Origin of the sequence: Staphylococcus coagulans (assembly GCF_002901995.1) — a bacterium.
Classification (GTDB): domain Bacteria; phylum Bacillota; class Bacilli; order Staphylococcales; family Staphylococcaceae; genus Staphylococcus; species Staphylococcus coagulans.
The window spans coordinates 74,142-97,131 of the sequence record NZ_PPQN01000011.1; the positions used below are offsets into that span (position 1 = coordinate 74,142).

Sequence of the window (22,990 nt, forward strand, 5' to 3'; positions counted from 1 at the left end):
AATTGTGCATGATTTGCAATATAGAATTTAAAATTTATCGATTAGTCTATTATTGGTAAATTTAAATAAATTTTTTCGTTTTTTAATGTAATATAGCTATAAAAGATTTGAAGATCTTCCTCACAGTCTTCGCAATAGTTCATGTCACAATTATTATAAAATGCGTAAATATTATGCTTGCCAACGATGTAATTGTCATAATAGCCTTTCGCTTGTTGTATCAACTGTTGGTATGCTTGTATAAATGCGTCGTACGAATCAAACTTCTGTGTATCTACGATGTGTTCTGGCCAGTCATCGAATAACCACCAACCTTCGTAGTCTGCACGAATCTTAGCAACTTCCCACATGAAATTATCCCCCTAAATACAAGAAATGCCTTTCATCAAAAATAATATTTTTAAATTTAAAAATCAAGTTAAAGGACTTAAAGCTTAGGCATGTGATGTAGCTTTATTATTAGAGTTTTAGGCTGAAAATCCTTATAATTAACTGTAAGAGGTGATGTTAAATGAAGCACTATTTAATCCGTGTATATGGTCGGGTGCAAGGTGTAGGGTTTAGATATTTTACTGAACGACTTGCGATGCAATATGAAATCGTTGGCAATGTAAAAAATAAAGATGATTATGTAGAAGTTCATGCTCAAGGGAATGAAACACAACTTGAAAGCTTTACTAAGGCTGTATCAAAGGGTGCCTCCCCTGCTTCAAGGGTTACACACTATTCTGTTGACGAACTAGAAATAGAAAAAGATTTTAGAGATTTTAAAGTGATATCTTAAAGGAAGATGAATATGAAGTATATATTTTCTCGTATTTGGGGTGTTTTTGTCGGTATTCCGGTTTCTATCATCGCACTGCTGACAAGTATTTTTGCCTTAGATTTGAATTTTATTTTAGACACGTTGATAGGCTTTACAGGATTTGTTGTAGGTTATGTTCCAACACAAAGACTCACGTCACGTGCATATTTACAAGAAATGAATTTGTCGCGCAAAGACTATCGTTATATCGTGCATCAAATTCACCAAGCGCAAAGTAAAATCAAAAGAATTTTAAAAACATTTATAAGTGTGCGGTCTGTACAAGATTTCAAGTTGATTAATGACATCTTTCGCTTGAGTCGTACGATTAACGCGCTCGTTAAGCAACGGCCTTTTCAATTTTATAAAATAGAGAGTTTTTATTATTCACATATTGATAATGCGCTTAATCTTGTTGAAAGTTACACGCGTCTTGCGAAAATGCCTTTAAAATCGGCAGAAGAACAACAAAAATTACAACAAACGCGTATTACATTAGAAGAAGTCAAACGTACGCTGATTGCTGATCTAAAACAAATTAATGAACAAGATTATAATCAACTAGACACTGAAATAAAACTTAATCAGCTATATCAGAAAAGAAATATGAAAGAAATGGAGAATGATTGATGACACAAAATGACCTTTCTAAAGAAATGACAGCTCATCCTTTAGATGATTATTTCAAATCTTTTGACCAAGAAATGACGTCTCAAAGTCAGGTACAAGCTTTAGAAACATCATCAGAGTTAGATAAACATTTATCAGAACAAGATCGTCAAAAGATTAATAGTTTATCTGCACAAATTGAGCCTTTAAATCATGAAAGTTTATTGAAATTTGGAGCTAATGCGCAAACACAGCTTTCAACTTTTTCGCATCAAATGTTGAATGAAATACAATCTAAAGATGTAGGCCCTATAGGTGATACACTAGAGCAATTGATGAAAAAACTTAAAGAAGTCGACCCTGAGTCGTTATCTCAAAAAGACGATTCATTTTTAAAGAAAATTTTTAAGCGTTCAAAAAATTCAATGCAACAACTATTTTCACGAATGCAATCGGTAAGTGCTCAAGTAGATCGTATTTCGATAGAACTCGATAAAAACAAATCACTATTAGTAAAAGATATCCAAATGTTAGATGGCTTGTATCAACAAAATAAAGATTATTTTGATATTTTAAACTTATATATTCAAGCTGGTGAACAGAAAAAGAAAGAGATTGAGAAAGAGCTATTGCCTCAAATGCGTGAAGAAGCTAAAGGCACATCTGATCAAATGAAAGTTCAAGAAGTTGCAGATATGGAACAATTTTTAGATCGCTTAGATAAGCGAATTTATGACTTGAAATTATCAAGACAGATTTCTTTACAATCGGCGCCACAAATTCGAATGATTCAGAATGTGAGTCGTGCGCTCGCTGAAAAAATTCAAAGTTCAATTTTAACAAGTATTCCTTTATGGAAAAATCAGATGGCGATCGCGCTTACTTTACAACGTCAACATAAAGCCGCTATTGCACAAAAGCAAGTAACAGATACAACTAACGAAATGCTTTTACGTAACTCTGAAATGTTGCATCAAAACGCTAATATTGCTGCGCAAGAAAATGAGCGTGGCATTGTTGATATTGAAACGTTAAAGACAACTCAAGATAACATTATACAAACGATTGAAGAAACGCTGCAAATTCAAGAAGAAGGTAGACAAAAAAGACAACAAGCTGAAGCGGACTTGAAGCTATTAGAAAGTGACTTAAAAGAAAGACTGACGACAGCTAAAGTTCAAAGAAACCAGCAATAATCAGCATGAAAACATTTAATAAACCACCGCATCCATAATAGGAATGCGGTGGTTTCATTATGACTCGCGATTATTCTTTTTCGTAAACGATAATATTAGACCTTTTTACAAATGCACCAATGACATAGCTGATGATTAGTGCAACTACAGCAATTGGGAACCATTCAAGTGAATGTTGATGTAAAGGAAGTTGATTAATAAAGCTTAATTTTAACCATCCGTTTGTATTCATAACACTTAAAGCAGATTCAATTGTGACAACAGCCACCGTGATTTGTTGCGTAATTCGTCGTGTTGGAATAAAACGTGCGATTAAAATTAACAATACTGTCGTAATCGCGATTGGGTATAAAATGAGTAAAACCGGTATAGACATTTTGATTACAGCATTTAAACCTAAGTTTGATAATACAAAACTAATTAAAGTAAAAATGTAAACATATGCTTTATAAGAGATTTTAGGTAAAATGCTATTGAAATACTCACTGACAGAGACAACCAATCCACAAGCTGTTGTTAAACATGCGAGTGCAACGATAATACCTAGTAAATATTTACCAAATGCACCATAACCCGCATCTGCCATTGTAATTAATAAATAAGCCCCAATATTTTGATCGTTATCTACTAATCGTTTCATTGTATCTTCAGGGATAATCATGTGATTACCGATAAAGCCAAGTGAGATATAAATAACGGCTAAGGCAATTGCTGCAATGATACCTGCCATTGCTGTTTGTTTGAAAATGGCATTTGCATGTTTAAGACCTGTTGCTTTAACTGCATTCACCACTATCATTGAAAATGCAATCGCTGCAATTGCATCCATTGTTAAATACCCTTCTGTAAATCCTTTTGAAAAACCACCTAAAGCAGAAGTGTAAGTTTCAGGATTTGCACTACTTTGCGGTTTGCCTCCAAAATCGATAAAACCTTTAACAATCATTGCGATAATTGTCACTAAAAGTAAAGGTGTTAAAATGGCACCAATACGGTCAACGATTTTACCTGGATTCAAACATAAATATAAAACAATTAGAAAATATATAACTGAAAAGATGAATAGCCACAAAGGATTACTCGAATGGATAACTGGTGTTACTGTCATCTCAAAAGATGTTGAAGCTGTTCGAGGTATTGCAAATAAAGGCCCTATTGTTAAATAGATAGAAACTAAAAATACGACTGAAAATGCAGGATGTATTTTATTAATTGATCCGATATAACCTTGTTTATCTAATGCACCAACGACAACGCCGAGTAATGGCAAACCAATTCCTGTTAGTACAAAAGCAAGAATGGATGGCCAAAAATATTGGCCGCTATCGAGGCCTAAGTTTGGTGGAAATATAAGATTTCCTGCGCCAAAAAAGATGGCAAATAACATAAAGCCAATGATTAAAGTGTTTTTATTCATATTGCTACTCCTTCAAATTCCTTTAAATAAATATGATTCATTCTATCACAAGAATTTGCCATCGTCTATAAAATTTCTGAAAATTACAAATGTAACTTCAAGTTTTGTATTAAAATGATTTCAATAATAATTTTTTTAATAATGGAGACAACATACTCGGTAAATGTTGAACCCCTTCCACAAATATCGCATATTGACCATAAATGTTATGAATGGTTTGTTCAATAGATTCAGTAATAGGTTCTTGGCTAAGGAAAACGTTGAAAACTTCAATCCCCAGTTTACGTGCTATTTCTACAGCTTCATACGTGTCTAAAATTCCATCTTGACTATAATTGAAGGCAGAAGGCTCACCATCAGAAAATACAATTAAGAATCGTTGTTGCTCTGAACGTGTTAATAAGCGTTGACTCGCAATTCGAATAGCTACACCATCACGATTATCATCTTGAGGTGTTAATGACATAATTCTTGGCGCTTCTGTATTAAACGTAGATTGGTGATAATGAATAATTTCATCAATAATATTAGGCTGATATTCATCATCTGCTTCAAAAGCATCTTCATTAAACGCTAAAATTTCATGTTTAACATTAAGAGATTTCAAAGTTTCATGAAAAAGTACGACCCCTTTAATCGTTTCTTCCATTTTGTCGTGCATACTCGCTGAGGCATCGATGAGTAATGTAAAAGTTGCATCGAATGTTCGACTCTGATCAGCTTTTTTATAAAAAAGTTTATATTGATCATCAATAAACCAATTCACTAAATTGCGTTGTAAACGTCCTTTAGTGAGATGCGTGCGAACATCTTGATACTCACGATCGATAGTTTTTTTAATAATTTGAATTAAATCTTTTATCTCATATTGCACTTCACTCTGAACTTGACGATAAGCCTCGAAATATTCAGGTTGTATCTCCGGTACATTCCACTTAATATCAACATATTGATTGATACCCGATAAACTGAGTAAGTGATTTGATGGACCTTGTTCGCCGCCTTCTTCATTTTCCTTCGTATCTTTAGAGCCGCGTCCCTTTTTACTGATCATATCAGTCATATCGTCTGTACTATCGCCTTCTCTTGCGGTGTCATTATCACTTAACACCTCACTGTTTTCACCTTCGTGTAATTCCATTTCGAGATAGGCACCACCAGCAGTGTCGCTATCTGCATGTTTAGACTCGATCTGCTCTGCTTCAACTTCCTCTTCTTCATCTCGATGGCCATCTGTTTGTGCAGCATCTGTCCGCTTTAAATCTTCAAGTGTAAGATTTGATAAAGCTTCATAAATATGGCGAGGAATATGATAATATTCATTGAGCATATCTTCACTGAGCCAGTCGTCCACTTGAAACATAATCCGTTGTACAAGGTACATTGTCTCTTCACTAGAACGAAGTTGAAAAGCATCAGGCAGATATTGATACATTCTATTTAATATGCCATCTAACTCAATATGAATATCCGGTACAGTGTAGAAATCATCTTGTAAAAATGATAATTCTAAATTTAGAAACAGTAAGTCAGTGAATAATGTTTTAGTGCGGTATACATTGATTTGTGACTCACAATACTGTTTGCGAATCTGCTTTCTGACTTGTATCATCCGTTGTGTCATCGGTCGTTGTTTGATAATTAAGTTTAAAATACGCATTTCCTCAATCATTTTAAATAATTGACGATACAGTTTAGGATGTTTAAAATCTTCTTCATTATTTAAAACTTCATTGACTACTTGCGGATCCATATGAAAATAACTATACGTTGCAAGTAAAATATCAGTTTTCAGGCCTGTATGTTCGATGGTTTTAGGTCGATGTGCCCAAAAAGAACTACAGATCACTTCATTTTGGATAGCGTCATAATATGGAAATTTATGAATTTTTACTTGCGTGTCTTCATTTTTCAGTAACAACCTTGCAAGGTCTTGGAGCATCATCACTTTCATTGCATCAAGTTGTTCATCATTAAACATGATAAAACGATCGCTCATCAAATCACCCTCTAAAAGTTAAGTTCTACTGCATTCATTATCGCTTGTTGCTCACGTTCATCTTCTAATTTATCAATAATGGTACGTTGTATGGCTCTTTCAATTGGCATCACTGTTGCTAAATCACTCATATCAATTAAAGCACGTATACTGGCTGCTTCTTCAGAAAGCTGACCTTGTTGTGTCATCGTGCGCAGATCTTCATTAAATTTAATAATTTGATGGATTAATCGGTCGTCTTGCAAAAGACTTTGTGCTTTAATGACATCATGCAATGTATCTCCATCGATATAGTCCACATTAATGACCACAAAGCGGTTTTTTAAAGCTTCATTCATGGGTAATGTACCGACGTACCCTTCATTAATTGCAGCAATCACTTTAAATCCGGGTGCGGCTTTGATGACCTCACCAGTAAAAGGATTCGTAAGTTGTCTTCGATAATCAAGAACACCGTTTAAAATCGGTAGTGTTTCAGGTTTGGCCATATTAATCTCGTCAATATACAAAATATGTCCTTCACGCATCGCTTTAATGACTGGCCCATCAATAAAGACAATTTCTTGATGCCCTTCTTCTGAAGTTTTAATTGTTTTGAAGCCGAGTAAACTTTCAGCATCTAAATCCACAGAACAGTTAATTTGATGCATAGGCAATTGAGTGATATGACTTAATGTTTCGGCTAATTTAGTTTTACCAGATCCTGTTGGTCCTTTAAGTAAAATGTTTTTATTTAAAGCAAATAATTTTTCAGCATCTCCTAATACTGTTTCATCTGAGTTTATATAACTTGTAAATTGTTCTTTCATCATTCCCAAAATCCTTTCTAATTCAGTGCATGAAAAAAGACGTGAGTAAAAAGATACCCCCGCTTTTTGTCACATCTATTTTCTATGTCCGTTTGTATTAAACTTCTTCAAAATAAGTTTTATAGTATCCACCGACATGACCAGAATTATCAATAATTTGATAATACTCTTCTGTTTCATTAACGACTGGATATGTATTACCAATAGTTAGCATATCACTTACTGTAAATTTCTTTGCATCTGTATGAATGACTTTAACTTGCTTTTGGGGTGTTTGTTCTTTCCAAGTTTCGTGTAACATCTAATTTCATCCTTCCTCTTGTTGTTCTATAGTTAAGATATATGAAATACCGTTCGCATCATTAATGCGAATAGAACGTGTATGTTGTTGATCATTTTTTAAATTTTCGTAAGGCATTTGATGCGCTTTTAATTTATTAATTGCATCATTAAATTCAGAAATATTTTGTGCAGTAAATTCGACTTGCTCTACAATGCCATATTCTGGGAGTATTACGGTTTCTTCTGATTCAAACACGTGAATTTCAGCGCCTAAGCCACCATTTTGAGATTGTAATACAACTGTGCGTATTTGTGTTTGTGGTGTCACGTATTCTGCAAAAACTTCAAAATTGAATATTTGCGTTAATAAAGCAATCGTAATCATCAACTCATTTGTTTTAATAATCACTGGGCCCACGCCTTGAAGTTGATGAAGTGGATTAACGGTACTCTCTTCATTTGGTATACCTAGACCCACACCCGTATTGTTTTCATTTGAAAAAATGTCAAATCGTTGTTCATTGGAATCATAAAAAGCGAGGTGTGAATGACCATTCATGAATGTGGGTTCTTGAAAATCAAGACGATGTTGATGAAAAATATCTTCATATTCCCGAATTCCTTCATCTGAAGGTGTACGCAATCCAATCAGTTGAAAATGCTGATGCTCTGGTTGAATAGGTTGATTCACTTCAACAAATTGTATTCTTGTTCCTGGATTAATTGCTGCATCACCAAATTGAACAGTGTGATTCTTTTTTTGATAAGTCATTCCTAACACATTATGAAATAAATCAATCGTTTTGTCTATATTTTCAGTCGCAAGTGTAATACTTCGAATATGAGACATAAATGATTCTCCTTCTTTCTTAAGTCCGTTTTGAATTTCATCTTAAAGTTACGTTATCGCTATTATTATTTAAAGAAAATACCAAACATAATAAAAAGAATTCCTGCCCATAAATATATGGACTTCGCATGACTGTATTTCATCATATCAAAACCATATAGTACGAGTAATGCTAAGCCTATCGTTTGGAAAATAGGATAGTAATAAATAGAACCAACTAGACTTGCTATCATCAACCCTATATTGATTAAAATTAGGAAAATGCCCACTGTTAATACAGGCACTATTAATTTACGATTCATTTGTCAAATCCTTTCTTAATGCACTTATCTTTTATTGTAACGTATATAGCAAAGTTTGAATATGTATTGACAATTGAATATATAATGATTATTCATTTAAAAATAAATGCTTATCATTTTTCACTATTCAATGTAATGAATAGCATAGCGACATAGAGATAAAATAAAGCTTATTAAGTTGGTCGAATGTAAAAATACAACGGTGCATGACACCGTTGTATTTTAATGTGTAAAGTAGTTTCTTTTTATGATTCTAATAATAAATCTTCAGGATTTTCAATCAGTTCTTTAATCGTTTTTAAGAAACCTACTGCTTCTTTTCCATCGATAATTCGATGGTCGTAACTTAAAGCAATGTACATCATTGGTCGATTTTCAATCGTATCTTTATCAATTGCAATCGGTCTTGTCATAATAGAATGCATACCTAGTATTGCAGCTTGGTTACCATTAATAATTGGTGTTGACATCATTGAACCGAAGATACCACCATTAGTAATTGTAAATGAACCATTGACCATATCATCGAGAGAGAGTTTATTGTCACGTGCTTTAGCAGCTAAGCGTGCAATTTCTTCTTCAATCTCTGCAAAATTCTTTTTATCACAATCACGAACGTTTGGAACTAATAATCCACCTGGTGTCGAAACGGCCACACCGATATCATAAAACTGTTTCGTTACCATATAGTCGCCATCAATTTCTGCGTTAACTTCTGGATATTTTTTAAGAGCGGCAACTGCAGCTTTTGTGAAGAATGACATAAAGCCTAACTTTGTACCATTATGGTCTTCCATAAATTTTTCTTTTTTACGTTTACGCAATTCCATAACATTTGTCATATCAACTTCATTGAAAGTTGTCAGCATTGCTGTATTGTTGCTCACTTCTAATAATTTTTTAGCTGCAGTTTTCTTTCTACGGCTCATTTTTTCACGAATCACTGGTTTGTTCGGATTTTGTGGTGCTTGTGATTTTGATTCATTTTGCTTATCTGATGATTTTGTTGCTTGTTGTTCTTGAGGGCCACGAGCAACATCTTCTTTACGAATAACATCGTTCGCTTTGCTACTCACTTCACTCAAACTGATGCCTTTTTCACGTGCAGCACGTCTAGCTGACGGTGTGGCATTGATTCGTTCATTTGAAGCAGTTTGTGCGACTTCATTTTGTTTATCTGATTTTGCTACTGCTTTTTGATCAGACTGGCTTTCTTCTTTATCATCTTTTTCTTTTGATGATGCTTCTTTTTTAGAATCATCTGTATTTGATGCTTTTGCGCCACCTTCGCCTACAACAGCGATTGCTTGACCGACCTCAACTGTATCGCCTTCTTCTGCAAGTAATTCTTGAATTGTACCTTCTTCTTCAGAAACGACTTCAACGTTTACTTTATCCGTTTCTAGTTCAAGTATGGCTTCACCTTTTTCAACAGTGTCACCTACTTGTTTTAACCATTCTGCAATGGTACCTTCTGTAATTGATTCTGCTAACTCTGGAACTTTTACCTCTGCCATTTTAAATATGCCCCCTAAATATTTAAACTATTTTCAATAATGATATTTTGAACAAGTTTGTGAATCTCTCCATCACCCTCAGAAGGTGCAGCACGATGTTTTCTGCCGTGATAAATGAGTTGATATTGATCCCCTGCAAGTTCATTTAAAATAGGGTGAACAAAGTACCAGGCACCTTGGTTTTGCGGTTCTTCTTGAACCCATGCAATGGTTTCAAGTTTTGGTAATGTTTTTAATAGCGACTCAATTTCTTCTTTTGGAAATGGATAAAGTCTTTCAACAGCTACAATTAAAATTTCATCGTTTGGTGATTCTTTTAGACGTTCTTTCAAATCAATAAACATTTTTCCTGATGCTAAAATGACCTTTTTAATCTTATTTGCGTCGTGATTTTCAGTAAGAATAGGTTCAAATCCACCGCTTGTAAATGCATCAATAGGCTGTGCAACGGTTTTATTACGTAATAAGCTTTTTGGTGACATTAAGACTAAAGGTCTCATCGCATCTGTGGCTAAACTTGCTGCTTGTGCACGTAGCAAATGGAAATAGTTACTTGAACTTGATAAGTTACATACTGTCATATTGTTTTCTGCTGCCAGTTGCAAGAATCGTTCTAAACGTGCTGATGAGTGTTCGGGACCTTGTCCTTCAAACGCGTGTGGTAAGAAGAATGTCAATCCTGAACGTTCTCCCCATTTTGCATTACTTGAGAAAATAAAGTTATCATAATACATTTGTGCCATATTCGAAAAATCACCGAATTGTGCTTCCCAAATATTGAACGATGATGGATTTTCTACATTGTATCCATATTCAAAGCCAACAACAGCAGCTTCTGATAATGGTGAATTATGAATATCAAAAGTTGCTTTTTGATCAGGTACATGTTGTAACGGAATGTATGTTTCTCCATTTTCTTGATCATGTAGGACTGCATGACGATGACTAAATGTACCACGCTCACAGTCCTGACCTGTCATACGAATTGGGATTCCTTCTTGCATCACTGTAGCAAATGCCAATTGCTCAGCATGTGCCCAGTCTACGAGACCGCCTTCTTTTTCAAAAGGTTCTCTACGTTGTTCGAGGATACGATTTAACTTTTTAAATACATTAAATGTTTCAGGATAATTGAGCATTGCTTCATTAATTTCTTTTAATCTTTCAAGCGATAATTCAGAATCATTATTTGCTAACGGTTTTGTGATACTTTCAGGCATTGCCATATCAGTATTGTTATTTGTATCTTTCTTATCAATTTTGTCGTGTGCTTGACGCATTTCTTTTTGTACGCCTTCAATCACTTCATCCATCTCGTCTTTACTAATCACGCCTTCATCCACCAATTGTTGACCGTAGATAACCTCTGAAGTGTCATGCTTTTTAATTTCTTTATATGGTAATGGATTGGTAAGAGTTGGCTCATCCATTTCATTGTGACCGAAACGACGATAGCCAACTAAATCAATAACGACATCTTTGTTGAATGTTTTTCTAAATTCCATAGCAATATCGATAGCTTCGATTGTAGCTTCTACATTATCTGCATTCACATGTAGTATTGGAACGTCATAACCTTTAGCGACATCTGTTGCATAAGTTGTTGAACGGCCATCTTCTGGATCGGTTGTAAAACCAATACGGTTATTCGTAATAATATGCAAAGTACCTCCAGTGGAGAAACCATTCAAGTTACCCAAGTTCATTGTTTCAAAATTAACACCTTGACCGGGATAAGCGGCATCACCATGAACGATGATTGGCATTGCACTATTGTAATCTGTCTCAATTTGACTTGAGGCGTCAGTGCGATCTTGTGCAGCTCTTGTACGTCCAGTGACAACAGGTGCCACAACTTCAAGATGGCTAGGGTTATTTGCTAATGTGATACGTTGTTCAAAGCCATGGTCTTTAATTGTTTTAATGCCACCTAAATGATACTTAACGTCTCCTGTCCAACCTGAAGTGATTTTTAAACTGCCATCTTCAGGTAAAAACTTCATCGGATCTGTATGCATAAATTCAGAAAGCATCATTTCGTAAGGCTTTTTAAGTACATGGGTTAGCACATTTAAACGCCCGCGATGTGCCATACCAATTTGAATATTTGTAATTTGTTCTTCTGCTGCACGTTTAATTGTTTGAGTAATCATAGGCACGAGGGTATTTACACCTTGGATTGAAAATCTTTTTGCACCTACGAAGTTTTTGTGAAGGTATTTCTCAAACCCCTCTACGTGCGCGAGAAGTTTAAATAGTTTAATTTTTTCTTCTTTGTTGAGGCTTGCTTTATAAGGTGTCTCAATTCTACGTTTCAGCCATACACGTTCTTTATTATTATTAATATGTGTATATTCAAAAGCGATAGGACCTTTGTACCGTTTTTCCATTCTCACTATGGCTTCATACGCATTATCATAAATATCCTTAAAATGGTCAGAAACGATTTCTGCTGAGATACCCTCAAGTGTTTGTTTGTCTAAATTAAAGTCTTCTGGATTTAATTTAGGAATATTCGTACGTTGAGGCGCGTTTACAGGATAAATATCAGCCTCTAAATGACCATATTGTCTAATATTATCAATTAATCGCATAACACGTTTTATCGTGCTATCCCCTGAGCTTGATTGATGTTTTGATGAAACTGTTGCTTCACCGTCTTTAATTGTACTAAAGAGAACTTGTAAATCTTCAGTAACAGAACTAGGATCATCTAAATATTGATCATAAAGTTCTAAAATTAATCCTAAATTTGTTCCAAAGTTTACAGGTGCCTCTGTCACCTGTTTATCGTTCTTCATAATCCACCCTCCACATTTAAAAAAATAAAAACGCTTACAGGTCAATAATAGCATTAAAATGTGAACATTTAAAGGCAAAAAATTGGATAATTATAGTTATTACAATGAATCGAAGCTGATGATAAATGTTGTAAATTGACCCACTTCACTTTTGACTGAAATACGACCGTTATATAGTTTTACCATTTTATGTGCAATTGATAAACCAAGTCCGTTTCCACCTTGTTGGCGAGAACGAGATTTATCAACACGATAGAAACGATCGAATATATGTGCTTGGTCTGCTTGAGGTATGCCCATCCCCTTATCTGTAATTTTAATTAAGACTTGGTTGTTAATCAGTTTTGTTGATATTGATACATGCTTATTTTTCGTATCATATTTAATTGCGTTGTCGAGAAAGATTAAAAGTATTTGTTCTAGATGGAAAGAATTAATATCTAAATAGATAAAATCTAAATTAGATGAAAAGTCAAATTGATAGTCTGGGTGAATTTGTTGTAAAGAATGTATTCGATTTTTAATTTCTTCGTTTACATCTACTTTTTCTGTTTGATTGTCAGTTAAGCGTGAGTCATCTTTAGTTAACAATAATAATTCTTCGACAAGTTTTGTAATTCGATTCATTTCTTCTAATGAAATATTCAATGATTCTTCTAATATGTCAGGGTCTTTTTTACCCCAACGCTGAATTAAATTGAGATGGCCCTGTATGATTTGTAACGGTGTGCGCAATTCATGTGAAGCATCTTCAACAAATTGCTTTTGTTGATTAAACGAATTTTCAAGTTTGACCATCATACTGTTAAATGTGTCAATCAGCGCATCTGTTTCTTCGTAATTCGTAGGCACTTCGAGTTTCTCTTGGAACCCATTACGTCTAATTTGAGTCATCTTTTCAGTAATAATATTAATCGGCTGTGTGATTTGCGATGAAAAGAAATAACTAATACATGCGGTTACAAATAATGCGATAAAACCAAATATAAGTGCTAAGTAGGTAATAAAATTGAGCAAATCATCGTAAACATCAAGAGAATGAACAATCGTAGCATATCCTTTAAAGTGACTCGTATCTACAGGATTAGAAACAGTAATATAAGACCCTTTATCATTTCGTATAATTTTAATATTTCGTGTTTCGTGAGGATGAAAAGGTGGTGAGAACTGGATATTCGTTGTATTTGAGTTTTCTAATAATTTATGTCCGTGTTCATCATAAAGAATGACTTTTTGAGAGCTATCTGTGACGGAGCTATACTCTAAAGCTGTAATATTTTTTACAGGTTTTGTCTCTAATAGATTGTAAAGATCATCTGCACTTCTTTCTGCTTTTTGAAATTCATTTTGCTTGAGTAAACTACTAATTGCATAAATAATGAGTAAGCAAAATATGAAAATGATAAGAAACGTAATGAGTGTCGTCACAAATGTCCATTTGGTTTTTAGTGTTGATTGTTTCATTGTCTGATCACGTATCCTACACCTCTAACCGTTTCAATTAGCTTTTGTTTATCGATTTTTTTCAATTTATTTCTTAAATATCTAATATATACATCTACTACATTTGTTTCGACTTCAGATTCATAACCCCAAACATGATCAAGAATTTGTTCTCGATGCAAGACGCGATTTTTGTTTTCTGCAAGGAGTAATAATAAATCAAACTCGGTTTTAGTGAGTTCGAGAGTTTCATTTTCATACCATACTTTGAAAGCATTTTTATCTATTTTGATGCCATCTATTTCTATCACATTTGATTTAGCTGCATGCTCATCTGTGTACCGTCGTATCAATGCACGACTCCTAGCTAATAATTCTTCAATTTCAAAAGGTTTGACAATATAATCATCAGCGCCATAATCTAACCCAGTGACTTTATCTTCTATTTCACCTTTAGCAGTAATCATAATGATAGGCGTATCTTTTTGCGTACGCAATCTTTTACAAACTTCTAAACCATCCATTTCAGGTAACATTAAATCTAATAAAATAAGATCAAAATCATGTTGTAAAGCGCGATTCAATCCTGAAGCGCCATCATTTCTAATTTCTACATCATAATTTTCATGTTTAAGTTCTAATTCAATAAAGCGAGCTAAGTTTTTTTCATCTTCTACAATGAGTACTTTTTTCATGTTTGTCACCTCTTCCATAATCATATGCTAAAACTATAAAACGGGAAAGTTTTTTAAAAAATTTTGCATTTTTAATTGACAATCATTCTCAATGAGTTATAATGTAATTGAAAATGATTATCAATCACAACGACCCCCCACTACAATTCGTTCTTAAGATTGAGTCATTTTCAATAATATCCCCTTTTATATGCCCGTATAAAAATTCGTTGATATTAAACGTTAAATAAAAGCCGTCGCATTCATTTGCGGCGGCTTTGTTGCTTTTATAAATTCAATTGTTTACGTAGGATGAGTTGAGACAGTAAAATACAAATCACACCGCCTACAATTCCTGCAATGATGTCAGTTGGATAATGAACCCCGAGATAGACACGAGAACTAGAAATCAAAATGATAAATAGTGCACTTGCACTTATAACAAAAGCTTTTGATTTCCCTTTTAAAATACGGTGTGCAACAAACATTAAACTTCCAAAAAATGCTGTTGCACCCATGGCATGTCCACTTGGAAAACTAAAACCTGATATATCAATAAGTCGTAACAAAGTTGGTCGTTCTCTATCGAATATATTTTTAAGTATCGGATTCGTTACGCCGGACATTATCATAGTCAGTGCAAAAAAGAGCGCTTCAATTTTGTATTTATAAAGCATAAGTAAAGTCACGACAATGAGTGATAATGTAATCATTGCCCAAACTTCACCAATTTGAGTCGCACCGAAAAAGATAGAAGTGGATATAAAACTCTCTGAAGAATAAATAAATGAATAAACTTCATTATCAATCCACTTGCCTAAGCGAGATTCATGAAACATGGCAATCATTGAAAATATCAGTGTAAAAATGAGTAAAAGTGAAATTCGCTTCCAATGTGACATGGACTAACCTCCTTAACCAAGTGCATCATGAATTATTTTTTCAAGTAAATCATCTTTCGTATAACTTTCAGTGAAATTCTCCATATTGTTAATATATTGAGCTCTATTTTTTTCAATTTCATTGAGCGCTGCCATCAATGTTTCACTAGAGAGTTCAGACTCATCTAACATGGTAGCGTAACCTTGCTTTTCGAAATATCGCGCATTATCAATTTGATCCCCTCGTGATTGGTCAAGACCTAATGGGATTAAAAGCATTGGCAAACGTAATGTTAGAAATTCATAAATCGCATTTGAACCCGCTCTTGAAACGACGGTATCTGTAATCGCGAGTAAATCCGTTAAATCATCTTTAACAAATTCAAATTGTACATAACCTTCAGTTTGGACATGTGGCGCGACTAAACCTTTACCAGTCAAATGAATAATCTGATAAGTTTCAAGCAATGTATCAAGATGACGACGAATGGTCTCGTTTATTTTAAGGCTTCCCATACTGCCGCCCATCACAAGTAACACTTTTTTGTTTGGATTAAATCCAGTTAATTGATAACCACGTGTTTTATTGCCGTGCTTCAAATCTTCTCGAATGGTAGCACCGACAAAATCTGCTTTATCTTTCGGAACATGCTTTAGCGTATCTTCAAATGTCGTATAAAGTTTTTTGGCAAACTTTATTGCAATTTTATTAGCTAGACCCGGCGTTAAATCAGATTCATGAACAATTGTAGGTATTTTCAATGATTTTGCGGCTAATACAACTGGCACGGAGACAAAGCCCCCTTTTGAAAAAACGATGTCTGGCTTTTCTCGTTTTAAGACTTTACGTGCATCTAAAATCCCTTTTAACACTTTAAAGACATCTTTCAAGTTTTCAAAAGAAAAGTAGCGCCGCAATTTACCACTAGAAATGACATAGTAAGGTGTTTGGGGCAATTGTGATTCAATCATTTCACGTTCTATTCCAATTTTTGAACCAATATAAAATGCCTCATGTCCTTTCTCGATTGCAGCTGGAATTAAGCTCAAGTTGACCGACACATGTCCAACAGTTCCGCCACCTGTAAATGCAATTTTAACCATATTAACCCTCTATTCTGTTAAATTTTTATAATATGCATAAAATGGTTTACCTTTATCAAAAGGAAACTCAGTACTTGTCATTTCACCAGTTTTGACAAAACCATATTTTTTGAACAATCCTTGTGCGCGTTCATTTTGTGAAAATGTATCTGTCAACAAAATTTGAACGTGATGTGATTCTGCCAAGTCCATTGCGAATTGCATTAGTTGTTGTGCAATCCCCCGATATTGTGGCGATGCGACAAGGCGATGAATGACATAAGCATTCGATTTATCAATAGGCCACTCAAGCGCATCATACCAATCTGGTGCATTTTGGTCAATGACGATAAAACCTTTTATTTCTGAATCGTCATAAACGTATAAGCCACCCATTTCAATATCTGTTTTAAAATGGGTTTTAAGTGGGTAACGATGATCCCATTGTGGATTGTTATCCTCAATCATTAATTGTTTTGCTTCTTCTGTTAAAGCTTCGATTTGATTAAGGTCTTGTAATGTTGCTTTTCTAATCAATGAAATCACTCCTCAAGTTTCTTTAGCGTTTGTTCAAGCATAGGATCTTCACTCGTTGCTTTTTCTACTAGCTTTTCTGTAAATAGACGATTTGTTTCTTCGTTAAACATCCCATTTGCCTCTATGTGATTTTTTTGTTGAAATGCTTTAATTTCAGTCGTTAATTGCGCATCGTATGATTCATCAACTGTATCTATTGAATAACCTAAGGCTTTCATTCCAATTTTAATTGAGCGTATATTTTTATCGTGGTCACCTGTTTGGTAAGTTTTATCTGTCGGAATGGGTTTTATATTTTCATAGTCTGCACCTTTAACAGGAACATCTGGCTTAATGCCTTTACCGTGAATATAATGACCATCAGGTGTTAACCATTTCATTTCAGTAAATTTCAATAAAGATCCATCTTTAAATTCACGTGTCGTTTGTACGATACCCTTACCAAATGATTTTGTACCATAAATTTTGGCAATATGATGGTCGTGTAGCGCACCTGAGAATACTTCAGAAGCACTCGCTGAACCTTCATTTAATAAAATTGAAATCTTCATATCTTTAATATGATCTAATGGTTGATTTGCGGTTTTAACAGCATCTTTTTGATTGCCTTTTTCGAGTTTGACGACAGTTTCTCCTTTATCAAGGAAAATATTTGCCATTTTTACAGCTTCGTCCAACAAGCCACCAGGGTTATTTCTTAAATCCAATAATACTTGTGTGACACCTTCTTTTTGTGATTGCTGAATGGCAGATTTAAGTTCTCCTGCAGTGCCTTCTTGGAATTTATTAATTTTAAACACACCTATCTGTCCATGTTTTTTGTATTCGACACTTTTTACATGAATCTTATCTCTTTTAACCGTAATATCTCTTGTGTCATTGCCTCTTTTAATTGTCAGTTTGACTTCAGTTCCTTTTTTACCGCGTATTTCAGGAATAATGGCATTGAGCGCTTTGTCTTTAGTCGAATGACCATTTATTGCTAATAATTCATCTTTAGGTTTTATCCCAGCTTTTTCTGCAGGTGAATCTTTCATTGGACTTGTAATAATAATTTGTTTTCCCTTTTGTTGCATTTCGGCACCGATTCCGACAAAATCTCCAGAAACATCCTCTTGAAAAGATTTAGTTTCATCTTGCGATAAATATTCAGTGTATGGATCGCTTAAGCTTTTTGTCATGCCTTTAATTGCGTGATCGAGAAGTTGATCTTTATCTTGCTTTTTATAATAGTCATTCGCAATTAATTCGTATACGTCACTTAGTTTCTGGGCATTCGCAGTCACTTTTTGGTTTTGAGATGAATGGTTATAGTAAAAAAGTCCCCCTGCGATGACTAATACGGTTAAAACAAAAGTGAGTAGGATACTTAAAATAAAGGTTCTAAAAGATATGTAACGTTTCGGCTTTTTATTGTTGTTAGACGTACTCAATCGTAATTCACCTTCTTATTTGATTTTCTGATTACTAAAAGGAAAAAGGGTGAGACATTGCTCGTCCGCACCCTTAAAACGCATATGTGGAAAGATATACATCACATTAAAATTGTAGCCATTCTTGATATTCTTCATATAAATCATCAAAGACAGACATAGGTAAAGTATAATTACCTTCCGTTTCAATATATTCGGACAATACATCGAAACTTTTCTCATATTTAGGAAATGATAAATCTTCAAAAATCATTTCTGCGAGTGTTCCTTGTGCATCTTTGCGGCCACGTACAGTTAATGCGAATTGATAAAATGATGCATCTTTCATTATTTCATTTTCACTTCTATCACTGAAGTTTCACCTTTGCTCAGATGTGATGGCTCTTCAAATTGAATTGATTCCGTGCTAGCAGTATTGGTAATGATAATTGGAGAAACAGTAGATTTAGCGTTCTGTTTAATAAATTCTAAATCAAACGATACGAGCGCATCACCCATTTTCACTCGATCACCACTTTCAACTGAAACTTCAAATCCTTCACCATTAAGTTGAACAGTATCTAAGCCAATGTGAACTAACACTTCAAGGCCATTATCAGCTTTTAAACTAATTGCATGTTTAGTAGGGAAAACATTATCTACAACACCATCTATAGGTGAAACAACTGTACCCTCAATAGGTTGCACGCCAAACCCTTCTCCCATCATTTTCTGAGCAAAAACTGGATCTGGAATGTCTTCGATTTTTACAAGTTCTCCACTAATAGGTGCATAAACCGTAATATCTTTGCTTGCTTCGTTATTCTTACCGAAAAGTTTTTTGAACATCTTGTTAACTCCTTTATTTATCAAAAAGTTTTACGAGATCACCATAACCGAGTGCTTCAAGTTTTTCATAAGGAATAAACTGAATTGCTGCTGAATTAATGCAATAACGTAATCCACCACGTTCTTTTGGACCGTCATTAAAGACATGACCAAGATGACTGTTGCTATCTTCAGAACGGACTTCTGTTCGAATCATTCCGAAAGATTTATCGACAAGTTCTATAATATCTTGATCATCAATGGCTTTTGAAAAACTAGGCCAACCACAATCTGATTCAAATTTATCATCGGATGTAAACAGTGGTTTCCCTGAAATTTTATCCACATAAATGCCTTTTTCATAATGATTCCAATATTCATTTCGGAATGGAGGTTCTGTCCCATCTTGTTGTGTTACGAGATATTCTAAGTCAGTTAAATCCTTTTTATCTTTTTTAATCATGCTTGATCACCCCAATGTTTTTTGATGAATGCTTTTCTACCAGATCCACGTTGATATTGGTAATAATGAACGGGATGTTTTTTATAATAATCTTGATGATAGTCTTCTGCTGGATAGAAATTTTTATAAGGTTCTACCGGTGTGACGACAGGTTTATCGAATATTTTTGCCTCATTTAGCGCATCAATTTTCTTCAGTGCACTTTCTTTCTGTACCTCATCATGATAAAAAATGACAGGTCGATAACTTTCCCCTCTATCAAAAAATTGTCCATTTTTGTCAGTAGGATCAAATGTTTTAAAATAAATATCTAATATATCACTAAAAGATATCACTTGTTCATCAAATACAATTTGAACAGCTTCAACATGTCCGGTTGTATTCGTACACACTTCTTCATAAGTTGGATATTCAACAGTGCCACCACTATAACCAGAAGTGATGCTCTTAACACCGTCATATGATGTAAATGGTTTTACGAGGCACCAAAAACATCCGCCTGCTAATGTTGCTATCGCCATTTCTGACACCTCCGTGTTTTATAAGTCTTTAGAATTTTTCAAGACAACTAAACCAATTGCACCCGCACCTGTATGCGTAGAAACCACGGGCGTCGTATGTCCAAATTCAAATTTTTGTATATTAAATGTTTCGTCTAATTTTTCTTTAAATTTATCCATAAAATCTTGTGCTTTTGCATGCGATATACCAATGGATTCAATAGCATTATCACCGATAAATGATTTTAAATCTTTCAGTATAAATTTAATACATGCATTTTGTGTACGTGCATTATGAATCATTTCTAAATTACCATCTACAAGTTCACCAATTGGCTTGATTTTCATAAAGTTACCAATCAGGCCTTTTGCCTTACTAATGCGTCCACCTTTAATCAGTTGGTCTAATTGACCGATAATGACATATAACTTGATATTTTCTTGTAATTTTTTTAGTTTATTAAGGATTTCTTCTGTTGAAAAGCCAGCTTCAACCCATTGTGTTAAACATTTCAATTGATAGCCCAAACCAAACGAAATTGATTTTGAATCAATGACAGTAATTTTAGCATCAACCATTTCACTTGCTTGGACAGCCGTTTGATAAGTGCCACTTAAACCTGAAGATAGATGGATACTAATAATTTCAGCGCCAGTTTGAGCAAGTTCCTCATATTTCTCTACAAATTTTCCGATTGGAGGTTGACTTGTTTTAAGATCATTTTCATCATTACCCAAGTATTGAGAAAAAGATTCATTTGTAATTTCAGTTTGATCCTCGTAAGAATCGCCATTAATTGTAACGCTTAATGGAACGACGTGAATATTATGTTGTTTTAAAAATGATAGTTCTAAGTCTGATGTTGAATCAGTAACAATAATTTGTTGCATAGTATGAAACCTCCAAGATTTACTTTCGAGTCAAATGTAAAAATGTATGTGGGTACTTGTTTTTCTCGTCTACTGTACCTTCTTCTGCAGAAACGACTTTCCACTCTTCAAATGTATAAGGGGGAAAAAAAGTATCTGCTTGAAATTCATCATCTATCACTGTGATATACATGTCGTCAACTTTGTCGATGTATGTTTCGAATAAAGATTGTCCGCCAAATATAAAAACATGTTCGTCTTTAATGGATTGTATCTCATCAATGTCATGTATCACATCAACGCCATCATGATGGAAGTCCTTATTTCGAGTCAACACAACATTTCTACGTTGAGGTAGTGGCTTGCCAATTGACTCAAAAGTGGCGCGTCCCATAACAAGTGTATGCCCTGTGGTTAATTTTTTGACATGCTTCAAATCATTAGGTAAATGCCAAGGTAATTGCCCTTGGAATCCAATACCACGATGTTGATCATGTGCGACTAAAATAGATAGTGTCATTTGTTTGCTCCTTTATTTATACAGCAATCGGTGCTTTTATTGCTGGATGTGATTGATAATTAACAATCTCTAAATCTTCATATTCTATATCAAATATCGAGCAATCAGAATTAATTTTTAACTGAGGTGGTGCATAGCTTGTTCGTTCAAGCTGTGTTTGAATCGCTTCTATATGATTGCTATAAATGTGCGCATCTCCAAAAGTATGAACAAATTCACCTACTTCTAATTGACATTCTTTTGCGATAAGATGCGTCAACAGACTATAGCTTGCAATATTAAATGGAACACCTAAAAAGATGTCAGCACTTCTTTGATAGAGTTGGCAACTCAATCGATTGTTCTCTACATAGAATTGAAATAGTGTATGACATGGCGGAAGAGCCATTGTTTCAATTTCTGATGGATTCCAAGCACTCACAATATGACGTCTCGAATTAGGCTGCGTCTTAATTTGTTCAATAACTGTTTTAAGTTGATCATAATGCTGCCCATCGGCACCAATCCAATCACGCCATTGTTTACCGTAGACATTACCTAAATCTCCGTGTTTTTCCATGAAAGCATCGTCGTTCAATATTTGATGTTTGAAGTTGTTCATCTCTTGTTGGTATATTTTTGCAAATTCTGAGTCACGTTGGACACGATGACCAAAATTAGTCATATCTGGACCGTGGTAGTCTGAACTTTGGACATACTTTTCAAATGCCCATTCATTCCATATGTTGTTATTATATTTTAAAAGATATCTTAAATTTGTATCGCCTCGAATAAACCATATTAATTCAGTAGCAATCAACTTAAACGAAACTTTTTTAGTAGTGAGTAACGGGAACCCTTTCGAAAGATCGAATCGAAGTTGATGACCAAACTTAGAAATGGTGCCTGTGGCTGTTCTATCATCACGTTGATTTCCAATTTTTAATACTTCTTCACATAAGCTGTGATACGCTTGATCAAATGGATTCATGACATTCACCTCTTTCTCTTAGTATATATAATAGACGATTTTTAACTATTTGAAAAATAAAAACAACGTTGTTGACAAGAGATGCTTACTGGCCAGTGATTGGTTTCTAGATAAACGTATACTCTTACTTGCCTGTCTGACGCCTTTGCTTACTTCTAATTAATGAAACCTTACCTTCCATTTGTCGCAATGAGTTATTAGATGATAATATCCTGTCGCTAC

Annotated in this window: 25 protein-coding genes; 3 read left to right on the forward strand and 22 right to left on the reverse strand. The window is 34.3% G+C overall.

What is annotated here, in order from left to right; all coding sequences use genetic code 11:
• Window positions 1-41: 41 nt before the first annotated feature.
• Entirely contained in the window at window positions 42-350 is a 309-nt protein-coding gene (gene msaA / locus CD118_RS02640; RefSeq protein WP_050330923.1) for a regulatory protein MsaA, read from the reverse strand.
• 161 nt (window positions 351-511) lie between these two features.
• Here msaA and CD118_RS02645 point away from each other — a divergent pair, with 161 nt between their 5' ends.
• The 3 genes from CD118_RS02645 to CD118_RS02655 are packed head-to-tail and all read left to right on the forward strand — an operon-like array spanning window position 512 to window position 2,610.
• The gene (locus CD118_RS02645; protein WP_050330921.1) at window positions 512-784 is read left to right on the forward strand and encodes an acylphosphatase; all 273 of its coding nucleotides are present in this window, start codon (window positions 512-514) and stop codon (window positions 782-784) included.
• A gap of 12 nt (window positions 785-796) precedes the next feature.
• Entirely contained in the window at window positions 797-1,435 is a 639-nt protein-coding gene (locus tag CD118_RS02650) for a 5-bromo-4-chloroindolyl phosphate hydrolysis family protein (protein ID WP_050332183.1), read from the forward strand.
• Window positions 1,435-2,610 carry a toxic anion resistance protein gene (locus tag CD118_RS02655; protein WP_103356202.1) on the forward strand — a complete coding sequence of 392 codons (1,176 nt, stop codon included), beginning with the start codon at window positions 1,435-1,437 and terminating at the stop codon, window positions 2,608-2,610. The genes CD118_RS02650 and CD118_RS02655 overlap by 1 nt, the downstream gene beginning before the upstream one ends.
• 70 nt (window positions 2,611-2,680) lie before the next feature.
• On the opposite strand, the gene brnQ3 is transcribed toward CD118_RS02655, so the two are convergent.
• The 21 genes from brnQ3 to CD118_RS02760 form a co-directional block, all read right to left on the reverse strand.
• The gene (gene brnQ3, locus CD118_RS02660; RefSeq protein ID WP_050330918.1) at window positions 2,681-4,027 is read right to left on the reverse strand and encodes a branched-chain amino acid-like transporter carrier protein BrnQ3; all 1,347 of its coding nucleotides are present in this window, start codon (window positions 4,025-4,027) and stop codon (window positions 2,681-2,683) included.
• A 109-nt stretch (window positions 4,028-4,136) separates the two neighbouring features.
• Complete coding sequence (locus CD118_RS02665) at window positions 4,137-6,026, reverse strand: nitric oxide reductase activation protein NorD (RefSeq protein ID WP_060829929.1); 1,890 nt, start codon at window positions 6,024-6,026, stop codon at window positions 4,137-4,139.
• An 11-nt stretch (window positions 6,027-6,037) separates the two neighbouring features.
• Window positions 6,038-6,835 (reverse strand): ATP-binding protein, encoded by a 798-nt coding sequence (locus CD118_RS02670; protein ID WP_371317742.1) that lies wholly within the window; start codon window positions 6,833-6,835, stop codon window positions 6,038-6,040.
• A gap of 97 nt (window positions 6,836-6,932) precedes the next feature.
• Complete coding sequence (locus tag CD118_RS02675) at window positions 6,933-7,136, reverse strand: DUF6501 family protein (RefSeq protein WP_016425060.1); 204 nt, start codon at window positions 7,134-7,136, stop codon at window positions 6,933-6,935.
• Window positions 7,137-7,142: 6 nt separating this feature from the next.
• Window positions 7,143-7,967: a VOC family protein gene (locus CD118_RS02680; protein ID WP_060829928.1), complete on the reverse strand. Its 825-nt coding sequence runs from the start codon at window positions 7,965-7,967 to the stop codon at window positions 7,143-7,145.
• A 65-nt stretch (window positions 7,968-8,032) separates the two neighbouring features.
• Entirely contained in the window at window positions 8,033-8,269 is a 237-nt protein-coding gene (locus CD118_RS02685) for a hypothetical protein (RefSeq protein ID WP_060829927.1), read from the reverse strand.
• A 245-nt stretch (window positions 8,270-8,514) separates the two neighbouring features.
• A complete protein-coding gene (gene sucB / locus CD118_RS02690; protein ID WP_103356203.1) occupies window positions 8,515-9,786 on the reverse strand; it encodes a dihydrolipoyllysine-residue succinyltransferase in 1,272 nt (423 codons plus the stop codon).
• 14 nt (window positions 9,787-9,800) lie between these two features.
• Window positions 9,801-12,587 (reverse strand): 2-oxoglutarate dehydrogenase E1 component, encoded by a 2,787-nt coding sequence (locus CD118_RS02695; protein WP_103356204.1) that lies wholly within the window; start codon window positions 12,585-12,587, stop codon window positions 9,801-9,803.
• Window positions 12,588-12,686: 99 nt separating this feature from the next.
• On the reverse strand, window positions 12,687-14,051 hold the full coding sequence (locus CD118_RS02700; protein ID WP_050330910.1) for a HAMP domain-containing sensor histidine kinase: 1,365 nt from the start codon (window positions 14,049-14,051) through the stop codon (window positions 12,687-12,689).
• Entirely contained in the window at window positions 14,048-14,725 is a 678-nt protein-coding gene (locus tag CD118_RS02705; RefSeq protein WP_050332182.1) for a response regulator transcription factor, read from the reverse strand. Before CD118_RS02705 ends, CD118_RS02700 begins: the two co-directional genes overlap by 4 nt.
• Before the next feature lie 266 nt (window positions 14,726-14,991).
• Complete coding sequence (locus CD118_RS02710) at window positions 14,992-15,606, reverse strand: phosphatase PAP2 family protein (RefSeq protein ID WP_050330909.1); 615 nt, start codon at window positions 15,604-15,606, stop codon at window positions 14,992-14,994.
• A gap of 12 nt (window positions 15,607-15,618) precedes the next feature.
• Entirely contained in the window at window positions 15,619-16,689 is a 1,071-nt protein-coding gene (locus CD118_RS02715) for an undecaprenyldiphospho-muramoylpentapeptide beta-N-acetylglucosaminyltransferase (protein WP_103356205.1), read from the reverse strand.
• A 9-nt stretch (window positions 16,690-16,698) separates the two neighbouring features.
• Window positions 16,699-17,205 carry a GNAT family N-acetyltransferase gene (locus CD118_RS02720; RefSeq protein WP_016425069.1) on the reverse strand — a complete coding sequence of 169 codons (507 nt, stop codon included), beginning with the start codon at window positions 17,203-17,205 and terminating at the stop codon, window positions 16,699-16,701.
• Window positions 17,206-17,210: 5 nt separating this feature from the next.
• Window positions 17,211-18,638 carry a S41 family peptidase gene (locus tag CD118_RS02725; RefSeq protein ID WP_103356206.1) on the reverse strand — a complete coding sequence of 476 codons (1,428 nt, stop codon included), beginning with the start codon at window positions 18,636-18,638 and terminating at the stop codon, window positions 17,211-17,213.
• 106 nt (window positions 18,639-18,744) lie between these two features.
• Window positions 18,745-18,966 carry a YozE family protein gene (locus CD118_RS02730; protein ID WP_060829920.1) on the reverse strand — a complete coding sequence of 74 codons (222 nt, stop codon included), beginning with the start codon at window positions 18,964-18,966 and terminating at the stop codon, window positions 18,745-18,747.
• The gene (locus tag CD118_RS02735) at window positions 18,966-19,466 is read right to left on the reverse strand and encodes a PTS sugar transporter subunit IIA (protein WP_050330905.1); all 501 of its coding nucleotides are present in this window, start codon (window positions 19,464-19,466) and stop codon (window positions 18,966-18,968) included. The genes CD118_RS02730 and CD118_RS02735 overlap by 1 nt, the downstream gene beginning before the upstream one ends.
• A gap of 13 nt (window positions 19,467-19,479) precedes the next feature.
• Entirely contained in the window at window positions 19,480-19,908 is a 429-nt protein-coding gene (gene msrB, locus CD118_RS02740; RefSeq protein ID WP_050330904.1) for a peptide-methionine (R)-S-oxide reductase MsrB, read from the reverse strand.
• Window positions 19,905-20,429 carry a peptide-methionine (S)-S-oxide reductase MsrA gene (gene msrA / locus CD118_RS02745; RefSeq protein ID WP_050330903.1) on the reverse strand — a complete coding sequence of 175 codons (525 nt, stop codon included), beginning with the start codon at window positions 20,427-20,429 and terminating at the stop codon, window positions 19,905-19,907. Before msrA ends, msrB begins: the two co-directional genes overlap by 4 nt.
• 18 nt (window positions 20,430-20,447) lie before the next feature.
• Window positions 20,448-21,299, reverse strand: coding sequence for a DegV family protein (locus CD118_RS02750; RefSeq protein ID WP_060829919.1), 852 nt, complete (start codon window positions 21,297-21,299; stop codon window positions 20,448-20,450).
• A 19-nt stretch (window positions 21,300-21,318) separates the two neighbouring features.
• Window positions 21,319-21,798, reverse strand: a complete 480-nt coding sequence (locus CD118_RS02755) for a dihydrofolate reductase (protein ID WP_060829918.1) — start codon at window positions 21,796-21,798, stop codon at window positions 21,319-21,321.
• A gap of 16 nt (window positions 21,799-21,814) precedes the next feature.
• Window positions 21,815-22,768 (reverse strand): thymidylate synthase, encoded by a 954-nt coding sequence (locus CD118_RS02760; protein WP_050345624.1) that lies wholly within the window; start codon window positions 22,766-22,768, stop codon window positions 21,815-21,817.
• Between the last annotated feature and the right edge of the window lie 222 nt (window positions 22,769-22,990).

Excerpts from the sequence above, each read along its gene's own strand:
- msaA (WP_050330923.1), bottom strand. The coding sequence starts at position 350 with ATGTGGGAAGTTGCTAAGATTCGTGCAGACTACGAAGGTTGGTGGTTA.
- CD118_RS02645 (WP_050330921.1), top strand. The coding sequence starts at position 512 with ATGAAGCACTATTTAATCCGTGTATATGGTCGGGTGCAAGGTGTAGGG.
- CD118_RS02650 (WP_050332183.1), top strand. The coding sequence starts at position 797 with ATGAAGTATATATTTTCTCGTATTTGGGGTGTTTTTGTCGGTATTCCG.
- CD118_RS02655 (WP_103356202.1), top strand. The coding sequence starts at position 1,435 with ATGACACAAAATGACCTTTCTAAAGAAATGACAGCTCATCCTTTAGAT.
- brnQ3 (WP_050330918.1), bottom strand. The coding sequence starts at position 4,027 with ATGAATAAAAACACTTTAATCATTGGCTTTATGTTATTTGCCATCTTT.
- CD118_RS02665 (WP_060829929.1), bottom strand. The coding sequence starts at position 6,026 with ATGAGCGATCGTTTTATCATGTTTAATGATGAACAACTTGATGCAATG.
- CD118_RS02670 (WP_371317742.1), bottom strand. The coding sequence starts at position 6,835 with ATGAAAGAACAATTTACAAGTTATATAAACTCAGATGAAACAGTATTA.
- CD118_RS02675 (WP_016425060.1), bottom strand. The coding sequence starts at position 7,136 with ATGTTACACGAAACTTGGAAAGAACAAACACCCCAAAAGCAAGTTAAA.
- CD118_RS02680 (WP_060829928.1), bottom strand. The coding sequence starts at position 7,967 with ATGTCTCATATTCGAAGTATTACACTTGCGACTGAAAATATAGACAAA.
- CD118_RS02685 (WP_060829927.1), bottom strand. The coding sequence starts at position 8,269 with ATGAATCGTAAATTAATAGTGCCTGTATTAACAGTGGGCATTTTCCTA.
- sucB (WP_103356203.1), bottom strand. The coding sequence starts at position 9,786 with ATGGCAGAGGTAAAAGTTCCAGAGTTAGCAGAATCAATTACAGAAGGT.
- CD118_RS02695 (WP_103356204.1), bottom strand. The coding sequence starts at position 12,587 with ATGAAGAACGATAAACAGGTGACAGAGGCACCTGTAAACTTTGGAACA.
- CD118_RS02700 (WP_050330910.1), bottom strand. The coding sequence starts at position 14,051 with ATGAAACAATCAACACTAAAAACCAAATGGACATTTGTGACGACACTC.
- CD118_RS02705 (WP_050332182.1), bottom strand. The coding sequence starts at position 14,725 with ATGAAAAAAGTACTCATTGTAGAAGATGAAAAAAACTTAGCTCGCTTT.
- CD118_RS02710 (WP_050330909.1), bottom strand. The coding sequence starts at position 15,606 with ATGTCACATTGGAAGCGAATTTCACTTTTACTCATTTTTACACTGATA.
- CD118_RS02715 (WP_103356205.1), bottom strand. The coding sequence starts at position 16,689 with ATGGTTAAAATTGCATTTACAGGTGGCGGAACTGTTGGACATGTGTCG.
- CD118_RS02730 (WP_060829920.1), bottom strand. The coding sequence starts at position 18,966 with ATGAAAGATGCATCATTTTATCAATTCGCATTAACTGTACGTGGCCGC.
- CD118_RS02735 (WP_050330905.1), bottom strand. The coding sequence starts at position 19,466 with ATGTTCAAAAAACTTTTCGGTAAGAATAACGAAGCAAGCAAAGATATT.
- msrB (WP_050330904.1), bottom strand. The coding sequence starts at position 19,908 with ATGATTAAAAAAGATAAAAAGGATTTAACTGACTTAGAATATCTCGTA.
- msrA (WP_050330903.1), bottom strand. The coding sequence starts at position 20,429 with ATGGCGATAGCAACATTAGCAGGCGGATGTTTTTGGTGCCTCGTAAAA.
- CD118_RS02750 (WP_060829919.1), bottom strand. The coding sequence starts at position 21,299 with ATGCAACAAATTATTGTTACTGATTCAACATCAGACTTAGAACTATCA.
- CD118_RS02755 (WP_060829918.1), bottom strand. The coding sequence starts at position 21,798 with ATGACACTATCTATTTTAGTCGCACATGATCAACATCGTGGTATTGGA.
- CD118_RS02760 (WP_050345624.1), bottom strand. The coding sequence starts at position 22,768 with ATGAATCCATTTGATCAAGCGTATCACAGCTTATGTGAAGAAGTATTA.